12 protein-coding genes are annotated in these 15,117 nt (G+C 70.8%); 8 read left to right on the plus strand and 4 right to left on the minus strand.

Annotation, left to right across the window (positions count from 1 at the left end):
• The first annotated feature begins 235 nt into the window (after positions 1 to 235).
• From Mco01_RS16365 to Mco01_RS16375, 3 genes are read left to right on the plus strand one after another with little or no spacing between them, the layout of a single operon-like run.
• A complete protein-coding gene (locus tag Mco01_RS16365) occupies positions 236 to 1,318 on the plus strand; it encodes a sugar ABC transporter substrate-binding protein (protein WP_204057739.1) in 1,083 nt (360 codons plus the stop codon).
• Positions 1,319 to 2,038, plus strand: coding sequence for an ATP-binding cassette domain-containing protein (locus tag Mco01_RS16370; protein ID WP_036331285.1), 720 nt, complete (start codon positions 1,319 to 1,321; stop codon positions 2,036 to 2,038).
• Entirely contained in the window at positions 2,035 to 3,225 is a 1,191-nt protein-coding gene (locus tag Mco01_RS16375; protein WP_204057740.1) for a sugar ABC transporter permease, read from the plus strand. Before Mco01_RS16370 ends, Mco01_RS16375 begins: the two co-directional genes overlap by 4 nt.
• A 601-nt stretch (positions 3,226 to 3,826) precedes the next feature.
• Here the strand turns inward: Mco01_RS16375 and serA are convergent.
• Positions 3,827 to 5,416 (minus strand): phosphoglycerate dehydrogenase, encoded by a 1,590-nt coding sequence (gene serA, locus Mco01_RS16380; RefSeq protein WP_204057741.1) that lies wholly within the window; start codon positions 5,414 to 5,416, stop codon positions 3,827 to 3,829.
• A 301-nt stretch (positions 5,417 to 5,717) separates the two neighbouring features.
• Between serA and Mco01_RS16385 the strand changes: the two genes are divergently transcribed.
• The 5 genes from Mco01_RS16385 to dacB all read left to right on the plus strand — a co-directional run bounded on the left by Mco01_RS16385 (position 5,718) and on the right by dacB (position 11,460).
• Positions 5,718 to 6,623, plus strand: a complete 906-nt coding sequence (locus Mco01_RS16385) for a hypothetical protein (RefSeq protein ID WP_204057742.1) — start codon at positions 5,718 to 5,720, stop codon at positions 6,621 to 6,623.
• Between the two features lie 82 nt (positions 6,624 to 6,705).
• Positions 6,706 to 8,091 (plus strand): MFS transporter, encoded by a 1,386-nt coding sequence (locus Mco01_RS16390; RefSeq protein WP_204057743.1) that lies wholly within the window; start codon positions 6,706 to 6,708, stop codon positions 8,089 to 8,091.
• A gap of 206 nt (positions 8,092 to 8,297) precedes the next feature.
• A complete protein-coding gene (locus Mco01_RS16395) occupies positions 8,298 to 9,137 on the plus strand; it encodes a CAP domain-containing protein (protein WP_239103649.1) in 840 nt (279 codons plus the stop codon).
• A 133-nt stretch (positions 9,138 to 9,270) separates the two neighbouring features.
• Complete coding sequence (locus Mco01_RS16400; protein ID WP_204057745.1) at positions 9,271 to 9,807, plus strand: FHA domain-containing protein; 537 nt, start codon at positions 9,271 to 9,273, stop codon at positions 9,805 to 9,807.
• A 96-nt stretch (positions 9,808 to 9,903) separates the two neighbouring features.
• Complete coding sequence (gene dacB, locus Mco01_RS16405) at positions 9,904 to 11,460, plus strand: D-alanyl-D-alanine carboxypeptidase/D-alanyl-D-alanine endopeptidase (RefSeq protein ID WP_204057746.1); 1,557 nt, start codon at positions 9,904 to 9,906, stop codon at positions 11,458 to 11,460.
• A 98-nt stretch (positions 11,461 to 11,558) separates the two neighbouring features.
• On the opposite strand, the gene ilvC is transcribed toward dacB, so the two are convergent.
• The 3 genes from ilvC to Mco01_RS16420 form a co-directional block, all read right to left on the minus strand.
• Positions 11,559 to 12,551, minus strand: coding sequence for a ketol-acid reductoisomerase (ilvC, locus tag Mco01_RS16410; RefSeq protein ID WP_036332013.1), 993 nt, complete (start codon positions 12,549 to 12,551; stop codon positions 11,559 to 11,561).
• A gap of 64 nt (positions 12,552 to 12,615) precedes the next feature.
• Positions 12,616 to 13,140 carry an acetolactate synthase small subunit gene (gene ilvN, locus Mco01_RS16415; protein ID WP_036331280.1) on the minus strand — a complete coding sequence of 175 codons (525 nt, stop codon included), beginning with the start codon at positions 13,138 to 13,140 and terminating at the stop codon, positions 12,616 to 12,618.
• A gap of 40 nt (positions 13,141 to 13,180) precedes the next feature.
• Positions 13,181 to 14,983, minus strand: coding sequence for an acetolactate synthase large subunit (locus tag Mco01_RS16420; protein WP_275410508.1), 1,803 nt, complete (start codon positions 14,981 to 14,983; stop codon positions 13,181 to 13,183).
• Between the last annotated feature and the right edge of the window lie 134 nt (positions 14,984 to 15,117).

The following is a 15,117-nucleotide window of genomic DNA, read 5'->3' on the forward strand; positions in this document are numbered from 1 at the left end:
GCTCGTTCATCACCCGGAGCAGGCTGGTCGTGTTGGCGGGCCCGCCGCCGATGCTCACCACGCTCCCAAGATTGGCATACCTTCCGCGGAAGGCGGGCCAGTTGACCTCCAGTGGATCCCAGCGCACAGTCCGCCCTCCACCATCCTCGCCACCCTTAGGGGCTAGCCATCCGGCTGATAGTAAAATACCTTTTTAATCAATGCATCGGGGGCCGTGAAGAAAGGATCCGGTGACATGCGTCGAGGGTTGGTGGCCATATCCGTGGCGGCGCTCCTGGCCGCGACCGCCTGCCAGAGCGGTTCGACCACGGCGACCCCCTCCGGGAGCCAGGGGGGCGCCCGGACGATCGCCCTGTTCCTGCCAGAGTCGAAGACGACACGCTACGAGGCGTTCGACCGGCCGCTGTTCGAGGCCAAGGTGAAGGCGCTCTGCGCCGACTGCAAGCTGCTGTACAGCAACGCCGACCAGGACGCGGCCAAGCAGCAGCAGCAGGTCGAGGCGGCTCTCACGCAGGGGGCGAACGTGCTCGTCCTCGACGCCGTGGACGCCGCCGCGGTCGCGCCGCTGGTGAACCAGGCCAAGCAGCGGAAGGTGCCGGTGATCGCCTACGACCGGCTGATCTCGGGCATCGGCTACGAGTACTACGTCTCCTTCAACAACGTCCGCGTGGGCGAGATGCAGGGCCAGGCCCTGCTCGACGCCCTCAAGGCCAACGGGACCGAGGACAAGGGCGAGATCGTCATGATCCACGGTTCGCCCACCGACCCCAGCTCCGCCGACTACAAGAAGGGCGCGCACAACGTCCTCGACGGCAAGGTCAAGATCGGGCGCGAGTTCGACACCCCCGACTGGAGCCCCGACAAGGCCCAGCAGGAGATGGAGCAGGCCATCACCGCGCTCGGCCGCGACAACATCGTGGGCGTGCTGTCCGCCAACGACGGCATGGCCAGCGGCGCCATCGCGGCCATGAAGCGGGCCGGGTACGCCAAGATCCCGCCGATCACCGGCCAGGACTCGGAACTGGCGGCCGTGCAGCGCATCCTCGGCGGCGAGCAGTACATGACGATCTACCTCGACATCCGTTCGGAGGCCGAGAAGTCGGCCGAGCTGGCGGTCGCCCTGGCCAAGGGCGACAAGCCCGCGGCCCCGACGACCGTGAACAACGGCACGGCGGACGTCCCGTCCTTCCTGCTCGACCCCATCGCGGTCACCGCCGACAAGATCGCCGGAACGATCGTCAAGGACGGCTTCTACAAGGCGTCCGAGATCTGCACCCCCGAGCTCAAGGACGCGTGCGCGAAGGCGGGCATCCAGTAGATGATCTCGGTGACGGACGTCTCCAAGCGGTACGGCGCGGTCCAGGCCCTCCAGGGGGTGAGCCTGGACCTGCGTCCCGGCGAGGTCGTGGCGCTGGTCGGGGACAACGGCGCGGGCAAGTCGACGCTGGTCAAGGTCATCGCCGGGGTGGTCGCCGCCGACTCGGGCGCGATCGCCATCGACGGCGAGCGGGTCCGGGTGGGCAGCCCGCACGACGCCCAGCGGCTCGGCATCTCGACCGTGTACCAGGACCTCGCGCTCTGCGAGAACCTCGACGTGGTGGCCAACCTCTTCCTCGGCTCCGAGCCGCGGAGGTGGTCGCTGCTGCGCCACATCCGCATGGAGCGGGCCACCCGTGACCTGCTGACCTCGCTCGACGTGCGGATCAAGGACATCCGGGTGCCGGTGGCGATGCTGTCGGGCGGCCAGCGCCAGTCGGTGGCGATCGCCCGCGCGCTTCTCGGCGAGCCCCGGCTGGTGATCCTCGACGAGCCCACGGCCGCCCTGGGCGTCGAGCAGACCGCCCAGGTGCTCGACCTGGTCAGGCGGCTGCGCGAGCGCGGCCTGGCCGTGCTCCTCATCAGTCACAACCTCGCCGACGTGCGGGCCGTGAGCGACCGCGTCGTGGTCCTGCGCCTGGGCCGCAACGCCGGCGAGTTCCGCACGGCAGAGGCCACACAGGAGTCGATCGTGGCCGCGATCACGGGAGCAGCCGCATGACCCAGGCAGCCGCGATCACGCGGGAGCCGTACACGCCGAAGGGCGCGCTCGACCGGTTGCGGCACGGCGACCTCGGCGCGTGGCCCGTCGTCGGCGGGCTCGTCGCCATCGCCGTCGTCTTCGGGACGCTGAACGAGCACTTCCTGTCGCCGGAGAACCTGACCAACCTGGCGCTGCAGATGGCGGCCACCGGGACGATCTCGCTCGGGATCATCATGGTCCTGCTGCTCGGCGAGATCGACCTGTCGGCCGGCTCGGTGAGCGGCCTGTGCGCGGTCGTCATGGCCATCCTGTCCGTACGGCAGGGCTGGAACCCCCTGGTGGCCATCGTCGTGGCCCTGGTGGCGGGGGCCCTCATCGGGTTGCTGCACGGGCTGATGTTCACCCGGCTCCGGATGCCGTCGTTCGTGGTCACGCTGGCCGGGCTGATCGGCTGGCAGGGTCTGCTGCTCTACCTGCTCGGGCAGGGCGGCATCGTCAACCTGCCGTTCGACGGGTTCGTGGCCAAGCTCAGCGACACCTGGCTCACCCCGTTGGCGGCCTGGCTCCTCACCCTCGTCCTGGTCGCGGTCTTCGCGGCGTCGAACCTGGTCACCCGCAGGATGCGGCTCGCCGCGGACCTGCCCGTCGCGCCCACCTGGTGGCTCGGCGTGAAGGTGGCCGGCCTCGCGGTCGTGCTGGTCGCGGCCGTGGCCGTCATGTCCGCCGACCGCGGCGTGCCGCTGCTGCTGGTGATCTTCGGCACGCTGGTGGTGGTGTTCGACCTGGTCCTGCGGCACACGGCGTTCGGCCGGTGGATGTACGCCGTCGGCGGCAACGTCGAGGCCGCCCGCCGCGCCGGCATCGACGTGCGGCGTATCCGCGTGCTCGCGTTCGTGCTGTCGTCGACGCTCGCGGCGTTCGGCGGCATCCTGTCGGCGAGCCGCCTGGCGGCCGTCAACCAGGGCTCGGGCGGCAGCGACATCCTGCTCATGGCGATCGCCGCCGCCGTCATCGGCGGGACGTCGCTGTTCGGCGGCCGCGGCCGGACCTACGCGGCGCTGCTCGGCATCCTGGTGATCCAGTCGATCACGAACGGGATGTTCCTGCTCAGCGTCGACTCCTCGGTCCGGTACATGGTCACCGCGGCCGTCCTCGCGCTGGCCGTGGCCATCGACTCACTCAGCCGCCGCGGGGGCACGGCCTGAGGTCCCCGCCCTCGTCTCCCGCCGCCCGCCGGCGGCGGGCACGGGAGCCTCACGGAGGGAGGCCGCGGGAAACGGGAACGGTCTAGCGCTGGGGCACGCCGCCGTTGTCGCGACGGTCCAGCGCCGTCTGCAGCGCCGCCGCGGCCTCGTCCTCGGCGTCCTCGGGTCGGTTCCAGGGATACATCTCGTACATGGCGGATCTCATTTCGGCGCTCGAAGGCTCGGCAGAGTGCGTCGTCGAGAGCGGATCCGCGAGGGCGGACCCGGCTGGCGTGCACGGCTCCGGATCGGACGCGGGTCACGCGTCGTCGGCCGTTGGAGCCGGTGGCCGGAGGCGGCAGCGCCGCACACCGCGGCGGGCCGGCCTACCTGATCAGGCCCCGCCGCGGCAGGTGAGGAGTACGGACACCTGGCGCTTCATTACGCTCACACTACCCCAGAATCTCGTAGGACGACCTAGTATCTCGCTATTCGAGACAGGGCAGGTGCGGACCCGTGCCGATCCGGCCGTGGCAGCCTCCGGCCCCGGACATGACTCGGCCGGCCCCCGTCGAGGACGGGGGCCGGCCGTGTTCGTGTCCGGCGCGGGCGCCGGGGGGCGTCAGTCCTCCAGGTCGACCGTACGGCCGCTGTCGGCGCCGATCTCGCCCGCGATCTGCTCCACGACGTCGGACGGGATGGCCGAGTCGACGGTGAGGGCGATCAGCGCCTTGCCCCCCTTGACGTCCCGGGAGACCTGCATCGAGGCGATGTTGACGCCGTGCTCGCCGAGCAAGCGGCCCACGATGCCGACGATGCCGGGGCGGTCGGTGTAGGTGAAGAACGCCAGGTGCTCGGTGGGCTCGATCTCCATGGCGTAGCCGTTCACCTCGACGATCTTGGTGATCTGCCGGGGGCCGGAGAGCGTGCCGGAGACCGACACCGTGCGACCGTCGGCCAGGACGCCGCGCACGCTGATCACGTTGCGCCAGTCGGGGCTCTCCGAGCTGGTCACGAGCTCGACGACGGTGCCGCGGTCACGGGCGAGCAGCGGCGCGTTGACGTAGGTCACCGCGTCCTCGACGACGTCGGTGAACACGCCCTTGAGCGCGGCCAGCTCCAGCACCCGCACGTCCTGGGAGGCGATCTCGCCCCGGACGTCCACGTCGAGCCGGGTGGCCACCTCGCCGGCGAGGGCGGTGAAGATGCGGCCGAGCTTCTCGGTCAGCGGCAGGCCCGGCTTGACGTCCTCGGCCACCGCCCCGCCCTGGACGTTCACCGCGTCGGGCACGAACTCGCCGGCGAGGGCGAGCTTCACGCTGCGGGCGACCTGGGTGCCGGCCTTCTCCTGGGCCTCGTGGGTGGACGCGCCGAGGTGCGGCGTCACCAGGACCTGGTCGAACTCGAACAGCGGGCTGTCGGTGCACGGCTCCTTGGCGAACACGTCGATGCCCGCGCCGGCCACGCGGCCCTCCTTGAGGGCCGAGTAGAGGGCGTTCTCGTCGATGATCCCGCCGCGGGCGACGTTGATCAGGCGGACGGACGGCTTGACCAGGTGCAGCTCGCGGTCGCCGATCAGGCCGACGGTCTCCTTGGACTTCGGCAGGTGCACGGTGATGAAGTCGGACTGCTGGAGGATCTCCTCCAGCGACACCAGCCGCACGCCCATCTGCGCGGCCCGGGCCGGCTGCAGGTAGGGGTCGTACGCGATGATCTCGACGCCGAACGGCTGGAGCCGCTGGGCGACGAGCTGGCCGATCTTGCCGAGGCCGAGGATGCCGACGACCTTCTCGTCGAGCTCGACGCCGGTGTACTTGGAGCGCTTCCACTCGCCGCCCTTGAGCGCGGAGTGGGCCTGGGCGACGTTGCGGGCGCTGGCGAGGATCAGCGCGACCGTGTGCTCGGCGGCGCTGGTGATGTTGGAGGTCGGGGCGTTCACGACCATGACGCCCGCCTTGGTGGCGGCCTCCACGTCGACGTTGTCGAGGCCGACTCCCGCGCGCGCCACCACCCGCAGCTTCGGCGCGGCCGCGACGGCCTCGGCGTCCACCTGGGTGGCGCTGCGCACGATGAGGGCGTCCACGTCGGCGAGCGCGGGCAGCAGCTGCGAGCGGTCGGAGCCGTCGGTGTGACGGACCTCGAAGTCCGCGCCGAGCACGGCGAGGCCCGCTTCGGAGAGCTCTTCTGCGACAAGTACGACGGGCTTGTTCACTGGTGAGTCCTTCGGAAAGTGCGATGGCACGGACAGCCGTGAGTCTATCGGTGCTTGTGAAAGCTCTCACGAGCGATCCGGCATCCGAGACGGGGCGGGGGGCGGGACCCGTGTCCGTTCCACGGTTCCCGGTGCCGATGTGACGTCAGAGAGTCGTGAGACTCGCTCATATATTCGGCCAGTCGATCGGTGTACCCGGGTTGGACCGGTCCCATCCACACAGCCGCTTTCTTGGTATTGATCGCACCTAATCTTCACGATTAGCCTGATTCGCCATGGTCCAGTCCCTATCGTTCAGGCTATGAGCATCGGGAACCCCTCCCTAGGCGACGTTCTCGCGCGGCACGGCAGCCCCCAGCAACTGCTGGCGGCCCTCGCGGAGTGGGGCATCCTGGTGGCCGTACGGCCCGACCGCTCGGTGGTGCTCGGCACGACCCAGAGCGGCGAGCGCGTGCTGCTCGGATACACGGGACCGGGAACCTACGCCCGGCACCGCGGCGGCCACTCCCTGTCGGTCTGCGACGCCGACACCATCATCGACATCCAGCGCGTCACCGGCGTGCGGGACATCGTGATCGACGCGGCCGGCCCCGCGGCGGCGGCCGTCCCGATCGACGATCTCAAGCGCTACCTCCAGGCCACCAGGACCGGACCGGCCCACGCGCTGTCCGCGCTCGGGTCCCCCATGGCGGCCCCGACGGCGTACGCGACGGGTGCGATGGCGACGGTGACCCGCGCCCAGGTGGTGCACGGCGCGCCGCCGCCCCCGGCCCCCGCCGCTCCCGTTCCCGCGCCCGTCCAGCAGCCCGTGCCGGCCGCGAACCAGTGGATCCCCGCGCCGCGCCAGCACCTGTCGGGGGCCATGCAGGTCGTGGACCCCGGCTACCGCAGGACGTCCCACCCGATCCTGCCCGCGCTGCGGGTGGCGATCGGCGAACTGCTGCGCGACTACCCCCTCGTGCACCACGTGTGGATCTCCGAGGCGCGGACGGTCTCCGGCTCGTGGGGGATCATGCTCCACGTCAAGGTGCACACGCTGTCGGCCGAGGACATCGTGCGCGACCTGCACCGGCGGGTGCGGGCCCGGCTGCCGCAGCTCGCCGCGAGCGAGGCGCCGGTGCTCATGGCCCGGGTGACCGACGCGCACACGGAACGGCGCATGATCGAGATCGGCGCCCACGTGGTCTGCGCCGACGTACGCGACTGACCCCTGGCCCCGTCCTGACCGGGGCCAGGCGTGGTCTGTTTGTGATGGTTTGACCTTCCGATCGGGTGCATGCTCGGCTTGAATGTCGCGCATGGTCTCCTCGGCGGCGACGCCCTCCCCCACCAACGTGCCCCTCGGGGTGCGCCTCGGCTACGCCGTCGGCTCGTTCTGCACGGCCAACTTCTCCACGATCCCCGGGCTCCTGCTGCTCTTCTACATGACGAACGTGCTGGCGGTGCCCGCCTTCCTCGCGGGCGTCGTGCTGTTCCTGCCCAAGGCGTGGGACCTGGTGGCCAACCCGCTCGTCGGGCGGTGGTCGGACCGCACCGCCGGCCGCTGGGGGCCGCGGCGCCCGTGGCTGCTGGCCGGGGCCGTCGTGCTGCCGCTGACGTTCGCCCTCATGTTCGCCGGGCTCCCGCTGCGGGGCGCCCCTGCCGCCGTCTACGTGGGCGTCGTGTTCCTGCTCGCCGCGACCGGCTACGCCCTCTACGAGGTGCCGTACAAGGCCATGCCGGCCGAGATGACGACCGACTACCACGAGCGCACCTCGCTGCTCCAGTGGCGGATGGTGTTCATCGCGATCTCGGTGGCCCTGAGCGGCATCGTGGCGCCGATGATCGCGGGCCAGACGCTCGACGGCCACCGTCTGATGGGGATCGTCTTCGGCGTGATCCTGCTCGTCGCGATGCTCGGGTCGTTCTTCGGCACCGCCCGCGCGCCCTTCACCGGGCAGCAGCGCTCGGAGGGCACGCTGCGCGCCCAGATCGCCGCGGCCCGCACCAGCAAGCCCTTCATGTGGCTGCTCGGGCTGAGCTCGGCGCAGAACCTCGCCGCCGGGATCATGCTGGCGGGCGCGCCCTACTTCGCCGCCTACACGCTGAACGACCCCGACGCCACCAGCACGCTGTTCGCCGCGCTCGTCGGGCCCATGCTGGTCACGATGCCGCTGTGGGTCTGGCTGGCCCGCAGGCTCGACAAGCGCGGCGCGATGGTCCTGGCCGGGTCGCTGTTCACGGGCGGCGCGATCCTGGTCGTCGCCGCCCCCGCGTTCGGCTCGCTGTGGTCCCACCTGGTCGTGATGATCGTGGGCCTCGGCTACGCGGGGCTCCAGCTTCTCCAGTTCTCGATGCTCGCCGACGTGATCGCGTACGACGGAGCCGTGAGCGGGGAGCGGCGCGGCGGCGTGTTCACCGGGCTGTGGACGGCCGTCGAGAACGCGGTCTCCGCCCTCGGGGCGACGATCTACGGCTGGGTGCTGGCGCTGGGCGGGTTCCTTGCCTCCGACCCCGACAACCCGGTGACCCAGCCCGGCAGCGCCCACGTGGCCGTCGTCGTCGGCCTGTCCGTGGTCCCGGCCCTCATCACGCTCGCCGGCGTGGTGATGACGCTGAAGTACGACCTCACCGCCGGCCGCGTGGCCGCCGCCGTGCGCGCTCCCTCCGCCGCCCCCGGCCCCGTCGAGGCCTGACACCCGGGGATCACCCCGACATCCCCCCGCTGACCTGGGCGTACGTGGGTGATTAGGCATGTTTCTGGTGGGGCAGAAGGTATAAACGAGCCTTAAGGGATGGTAGATATTTTAGTCAATGCAGTGATTTTTTCGGACAAGTGGGGTCCGAGCGCACCATAATGACGACTTCCATCCAGCGTCTAACCCCCACTGGAGGAATGATCGTGAACAGAGCGCTCGGAGCGGTCCTGTGCCTCGGGAGCGTCGCGGCTTTCGGCGTGTCCGCCGTGCCCGCTCAGGCCCAGGCCCAGCCCACGGGCTGCCGGGTCGCCTCCGCGAAGCCGAAGGTCGCCGCGGACGGGAAGATCCACGCGGCGGGCTCGCGGGCCGGCTGCTTCGACACCGCCCGATTCCGGGTCCGCATCTGGAAGGCGCAGCCCGGCCCCGACCGCGTCGTGAAGAGCGGGTCGAAGGCCGTCAGGAACGCCCGGATCACCGTGACCCTGCCCTGCGCGCGCGGCGTCTACTACACCGTCGTCACCGACTACCGCGGCCACTCGTCGCGGTCGAAGCCGGTGCGGCTGACGTCCTGCGCGCCCACCCCGACCCCCACGCCGACGGGGACCGCCTCAGGAACCCCGGCTCCCACCCCGACCGCCACCCCGACCTCCGGGGCCACCGTCGGCACGGACATCGAGAACGAGGTCCTGCGCCTGACCAACATCGAGCGGGCCAAGGCCGGCTGCGGCGCGCTGAAGCACGACGCGAAGCTCCACGCCGCGGCCTACGCCCACTCCGCCGACATGTCGGCCAAGAACTACTTCGACCACACGTCCCAGGACGGCCGGACCTTCGCCGACCGGATCAAGGCCGCCGGCTACTCGTTCACGGCCGCCGCCGAGAACATCGCCAAGGGCTACCCGACCGCCCAGGCCGTCGTGGACGGGTGGATGAACAGCCCCGGCCACCGGCAGAACATCCTCAACTGCGCCTACACCGACATCGGTGTCGGCTATGTCGCCGCCGGCGGGCCGTACTGGACGCAGGACTTCGGCAAGCACTGATCGCCGTTCCGGTGAGGCGGGGGCGCCGCCCGCGCGGGGCCCCCGCCCCTCCCGGACATCCACGAGTTGTGGATTGGGAGGGAATGCACCGGTCTTCTGGACACCTCACGGCGCTCCAGCGGATACTCCAATCATGAGCTCTCCCCCGGTTCGCGCCTCGGACGGGGACCGCGACCGCGCGCTCAGCGAGCTCCGGGACCGTGCCGCCGAAGGCCGGCTGTCCATGGAGACCTTCGTCGGGCGCGTCGACATGGCGCTGCGCGCACGCAGCCGCAGCGAGCTCGACGAGCTGATCGCGGACCTGCCGCACCGCGGGCGCTGGCGCAGGCGCATCACGGACGCCGTGTCGTCGGTCTCGGACCTCACCCGCCGCGTCGAGTCGGCCTGGCGCCGCCCGCGGATGCCCCGGCTCGCCCTGCCCACGGACGGACGCACGCGCTACGTGGTCGGGCGGGGCTCGGGCTGCGACCTCGTGCTCGCCGACCTCACGGTCTCCCGCGTCCACGCGGAGCTCAGGAGGGACGACGACGCCTGGATGCTGGTCGATCTCGGGTCGATGAACGGCACCCGGCTCAACGGCTGGCGGCTGGTGGGCCCGGCGAAGGTCCGCGCGGGCGACGAGGTGGCCTTCGGCGACTGCGTCTTCCTGGTGTCCGCTCCCGTCGTCTGATCCACACCCCACAGCCCAGATACGCATATTTCCGTATTGATTGCCCCGGGCGGTCTCTCCGACGATCGCGGAAAGCCACTCACCCGGGAGCCTGCTGTGCGGTTGTCACGACGAACCACGATCACGCTCGCCGCCGTCGTCCTCGTCACCGGGATCGCGGGCTCCGGCGTCCCCGCCGGGGCGCTCGACCCGCCGCCGGGCGTGACCGACCTGACGCACGACCTCGACCGGATCCTCGGCGACTCCCGTCTCGCGCCCGCCCGCGCCGGGGTCGTCGTCCGCGACTCGGACACCGGCGAGGAGCTGTACTCCCTGGACGCGGGCAAGCTGTTCGCCCCGGCGTCCAACACCAAGCTGCTGACCTCGGCCGCCGCGCTGGACACGCTCGGCCCCGACTACCGCTTCACCACCCAGGTCCTCGCCACGCCGAAGGCCGGGAAGGCCGTCGTGGGCGACCTCGTCCTCAAGGGCACCGGCGACCCGACGATGCTGGCCGCCGACTACGACGCGCTCGCCGCCCAGGTGGCCGCCGCCGGCGTCAAGGTCGTCACCGGACGGCTGGTCGCCGACGACACCTGGTTCGACGACGTGCGGCTCGGCACCGACTGGGCCTGGGACGACGAGCCGTACTACTACGCCGGGCAGATATCGGCCCTGACGGCGGCGCCCGACACGGATTACGACGCCGGCTCGGTCATCGTGTCGGTCAGCCCCGGGGACGCACCCGGTAAGCCGGCGAAGGTCACCACCACACCCGAGACCGACTACGTGACGATCGTGAACCGGGCGACCACGGGCGCCGAGACCGACGTCGCCGTCGTCCGGGAGCACGGCGGCAACACCGTGGTCGTCAGCGGGACGGTCGCCGACGAGTACGACGAGTGGGTGGCCGTCTGGGACCCCACGCTCTACGCGGCCTCGCTGTTCCGCCGAGGCCTGGCCGCCCACGGCGTCCGGGTGCTCGGGCCGACCGCGCGGGGGGCGGCGCCGGCCGGCGCCGCGGCGGTGGCGTCACATGAGTCGATGCCGCTCAGCCGGCTGCTGACGCCGTTCCTGAAGCTGAGCAACAACATGCACGCCGAGATCCTCACCAAGGCCATGGGACGGAAGGCCGCGGGCCAGGGCACCTGGGACGCCGGGCTGGCCGTGACGACGGCGTTCGCCCGGGCCAACGGCGTGCAGACGCTGCGGCTGCGCGACGGCTCCGGCCTGTCCCGGGTGGACGCGCTCACCCCGACGGGCATCACGTCGCTGCTCCGCGCCGTCCGCGGCAAGCCCTGGTTCCGCACCTGGTACGACGCCCTGCCGGTGGCGGGCGTGCCGGACCGGATGGTCGGCGGCACGCTGCGCAGCAGGATGCAGGGCACCCCGGCGGCCGGGAACGTCCACGCCAAGACGGGCTCCCTGACCGGCGTGTCCGCGCTGTCGGGCTACGTGACGGCGGCCGACGGCGAGCCGCTGGTCTTCTCCGTCGTGACGAACGGCTTCCTGGCCTCCTCGACCAAGGACATCGAGGACGCGATCGCCGTCCGGCTGGCGCGGTTCAGCCGGGCCGCCGCGGTGGACACCGCGGACACGACGCCGGCCCTCAGGTCCGCGGCGTCCGGCGGCGCCGACCTCGAGTGCTCCTGGCGCAAGCCCGCCGCCTGCTGACCCAGCGGCGGCCGAGCTCCCGGTGACGCGACGCCGGGAACGCGACGCGGCGCCGCCCCCGAGGGGACGGCGCCGCGTTCGCGACAGCCGGGAGGGTGTCAGTCCTGGGCGCCCTTGAGCCAGCTCATCATCGGGCGCAGCTTCGCGCCGGTCTGCTCGATCGGGTGGCCGGCCAGCTCCTCGCGGAAGCGCTTGAAGTTGGTCTGGCCGGAGTCGAACTCCTCGACCAGCTCACGGGCGAAGCGGCCGTCCTGGACCTCGTCGAGGATGCGGCGCATCTCCTTCTTGGTCTCGGCGTTCACCACGCGCGGGCCGCGGGTGTAGCCGCCGTACTCGGCCGTGTCGGAGACCGACCAGTACATCTTGGAGACGCCGCCCTCGTACATCAGGTCGACGATCAGCTTCATCTCGTGGAGGCACTCGAAGTACGCGACCTCGGGCTGGTAGCCCGCCTCGATCAGCGTCTCGAAACCGGCCTTGATCAGCTCGGACACGCCGCCGCAGAGCACGGCCTGCTCGCCGAACAGGTCGGTCTCGGTCTCCTCGGTGAACGTGGTCTTGAGCGCGCCGGCCCGGGTGCCGCCGATGCCCTTGGCGTACGACAGGACGAGCGGCCAGGCGTCGCCCGTGGCGTCGCGCTCGACGGCCACCAGACACGGCACGCCGCGGCCGGCGGCGTACTGGCGGCGGACGAGGTGGCCGGGGCCCTTGGGCGCCACCATGGCGACGTCCACGCCCTCCGGGGCCTCGATGAGGCCGTACCGGATGTTGAGGCCGTGGCCGAAGAACAGCGCGTCGCCCTCGACGAGGTTCGGCGCGACGTGCTCGGCGTACAGGTGCCGCTGGACGTGGTCGGGCGCGAGGATCATGGTGAGGTCGGCCTCTTCGACGGCCTCCGACGGCGTGAGCACGCGCAGCCCGTCGGCCTCGGCCTTCTCCCTGCTCTTCGACCCCTCCGGCAGGCCGACGCGCACGTCCACGCCCGAGTCGCGCAGGCTCAGCGCGTGCGCGTGGCCCTGGCTGCCGTAGCCCAGGACGGCGACGTGGCGGCCCTGGATGATCGACAGGTCGGCGTCGTCGTCGTAGAAGATCTCAGTCACATGCTTGCCTTTCGGAATTGGTCTGTCGCGACGTGCGTGGCTCGACGCCGTACGGCTAGGCGCTGCGGTCGAGGGCGCGAAGCGAGCGATCGGTGATGGAACGGGCGCCGCGGCCGATGGCCACCATGCCCGACTGCACGAGCTCCTTGATGCCGTACGGCTCAAGGACCCGGACGAAGGCCTCCAGCTTGTCGGTGGTGCCGGTGACCTCGATCGTCACGGCGTCCGGGGCGACGTCGACGCAGCGCGCCCGGAACAGGTTCACCAGCTCCAGCACGTGGGACCGGCTGTCGGAGTCGGTCCGCACCTTGATCAGCATCAGCTCGCGCTGCACCGACTGCGTGTTGTCGAGCTCCACGATCTTGATGACGTTGACCAGCTTGTTGAGCTGCTTGGTGACCTGCTCCAGCGGGAGCTCCTCCACGTTGACGACGATCGTCATCCGGGAGATGTCGTCGTGCTCCGTCTGCCCGACGGCCAGCGAGTCGATGTTGAACCCGCGGCGGCTGAACAGAGCCGCGACCCGGGCCAGGACGCCGGGCTTGTTCTCCACGAGAACCGACAGCGTGTGCCTGCTCATGCCGACCTCCCCGATGCGCCGGTCCGGTTGCTCCGCTCGTTCATTCTTCGCTCTCCCACTTCGGCGCCATGTCGCGGGCGTACTTGATGTCGTCGTTGCTCGTCCCGGCCGCCACCATCGGCCAGACCATCGCGTCCTGGTGGACGACGAAGTCGATCACCACGGGCACGTCGTTGATCTCCATGGCCTTCCGGATGGTCGCGTCGACGTCCTCCGGCCGCTCGCACCGCAGGCCGACACAACCGTACGCGTCGGCGAGCTTCACGAAGTCGGGAATCCGCTTGACCCTGTTCAGGTCACTGTTGGAGTACCGCTCCTCGTAGAAGAGCGTCTGCCACTGCCTGATCATGCCGAGGTTGCCGTTGTTGATGACCGCCACCTTGATCGGCACGCCCTCGATGGCGCAGGTGGCCAGCTCCTGGTTGGTCATCTGGAAGCAGCCGTCGCCGTCGACGCACCACACCGTGGCGTCCGGCCGGCCCATCTTGGCGCCCATCGCGGCCGGGACGGCGAAGCCCATCGTCCCCGCGCCGCCCGAGTTGATGAACGTCCCCGGATTCTCGTAGCCGATGAACTGCGCCGCCCACATCTGGTGCTGGCCGACGCCCGCGACGTAGTACGCGTCCGGGCCCACGAGCGCGCTCAGCCGCTCCATGACGTACTGCGGGGCCAGGGAGCCGTCCTCGTACTGGTCGTAGCCCAGCGGGTAGGTCTCCTTGTAGCCGTTGAGGACCCGCCACCAGTCGGCGTAGTCGCCCTTGCGGCCCTCGTTCTGCTCGTTGCGCACCGCGTTGATCAGGTCGCCGATCACCTCGCGGCAGTCGCCCACGATCGGGACGTCCGCGTGGCGGTTCTTGGAGATCTCCGCCGGGTCGATGTCGGCGTGGATGACCTTGGCGTGCGGGGCGAAGCTGGACAGCTGGCCCGTCACGCGGTCGTCGAACCGGGTGCCGAGCGCGATCAGCAGGTCGGAGCGCTGCAGGGTCCCGACAGCCGAGACGCTGCCGTGCATGCCCGGCATGCCCATGTGCTGCGGGTGGCTGTCGGGGAACGTGCCGCGCGCCATCAGCGTCGTGACGACCGGGATGCCGGTCAGCTCGGCCAGCTCCCGCAGCTCGGCCGACGCCCGGGCCTTGTGCACGCCGCCGCCGACGTACAGGACCGGCCGGCGGGCCTCGCCGATCAGCCGGGCGGCCTCGCGGATCTGCTTGGAGTGCGGCCGGGTCACCGGGCGGTAGCCGGGCAGCTGCATGACCGGCGGCCACGAGAACGTCGTCAGCGACTGCAGGGCGTCCTTGGCGATGTCCACCAGCACCGGGCCCGGACGGCCCGTGGAGGCGATGTGGAACGCCTCGGCGATCGTCCTGGGGATGTCCTCGGCCTTCGTGACAAGGAAGTTGTGCTTGGTGATCGGCATCGTGATGCCCGAGATGTCCGCCTCCTGGAAGGCGTCCGTCCCGATGAGCGGGGTGGCCACCTGCCCGGTGATCGCCACGATCGGCACCGAGTCCATGTAGGCGTCGGCGAGCGGGGTGACCAGGTTGGTCGCCCCCGGCCCGCTGGTGGCCATGCACACCCCGACCTTGCCGGTCGCCTGCGCGTAGCCCTCGGCCGCGTGGCCGGCGCCCTGCTCGTGCCGTACGAGCACATGCCGGACCTTGACCGAGTCGTAGAGGGGATCGTAGGCGGGGAGGATGGCACCGCCCGGGATCCCGAACACCGTGTCGACCCCGACGTGCTCCAGCGCCCTCACGAGGGCCTGGGCACCTGTCATCTGTTCGGTCATCGGCTCGTTCCTTGTGGCTGAGCTGGCGTGGCTGAAGTGTCTTCCGGCATAAAAAATGCCCCACCCGCCGGAGCGGAGCTGGGGCGCGCGCAGGACCTAGTGCTTCGTCAGGCTGCGCGCCTGCGAAGTACTACGAGAATCCCACCGCTATGCATGGCTACACCATGTCCGATGCACGCCCTCCACGTCAA

The organism is Microbispora corallina (assembly GCF_016863035.1).
GTDB classification, from domain to species: Bacteria; Actinomycetota; Actinomycetes; order Streptosporangiales; family Streptosporangiaceae; genus Microbispora; species Microbispora corallina.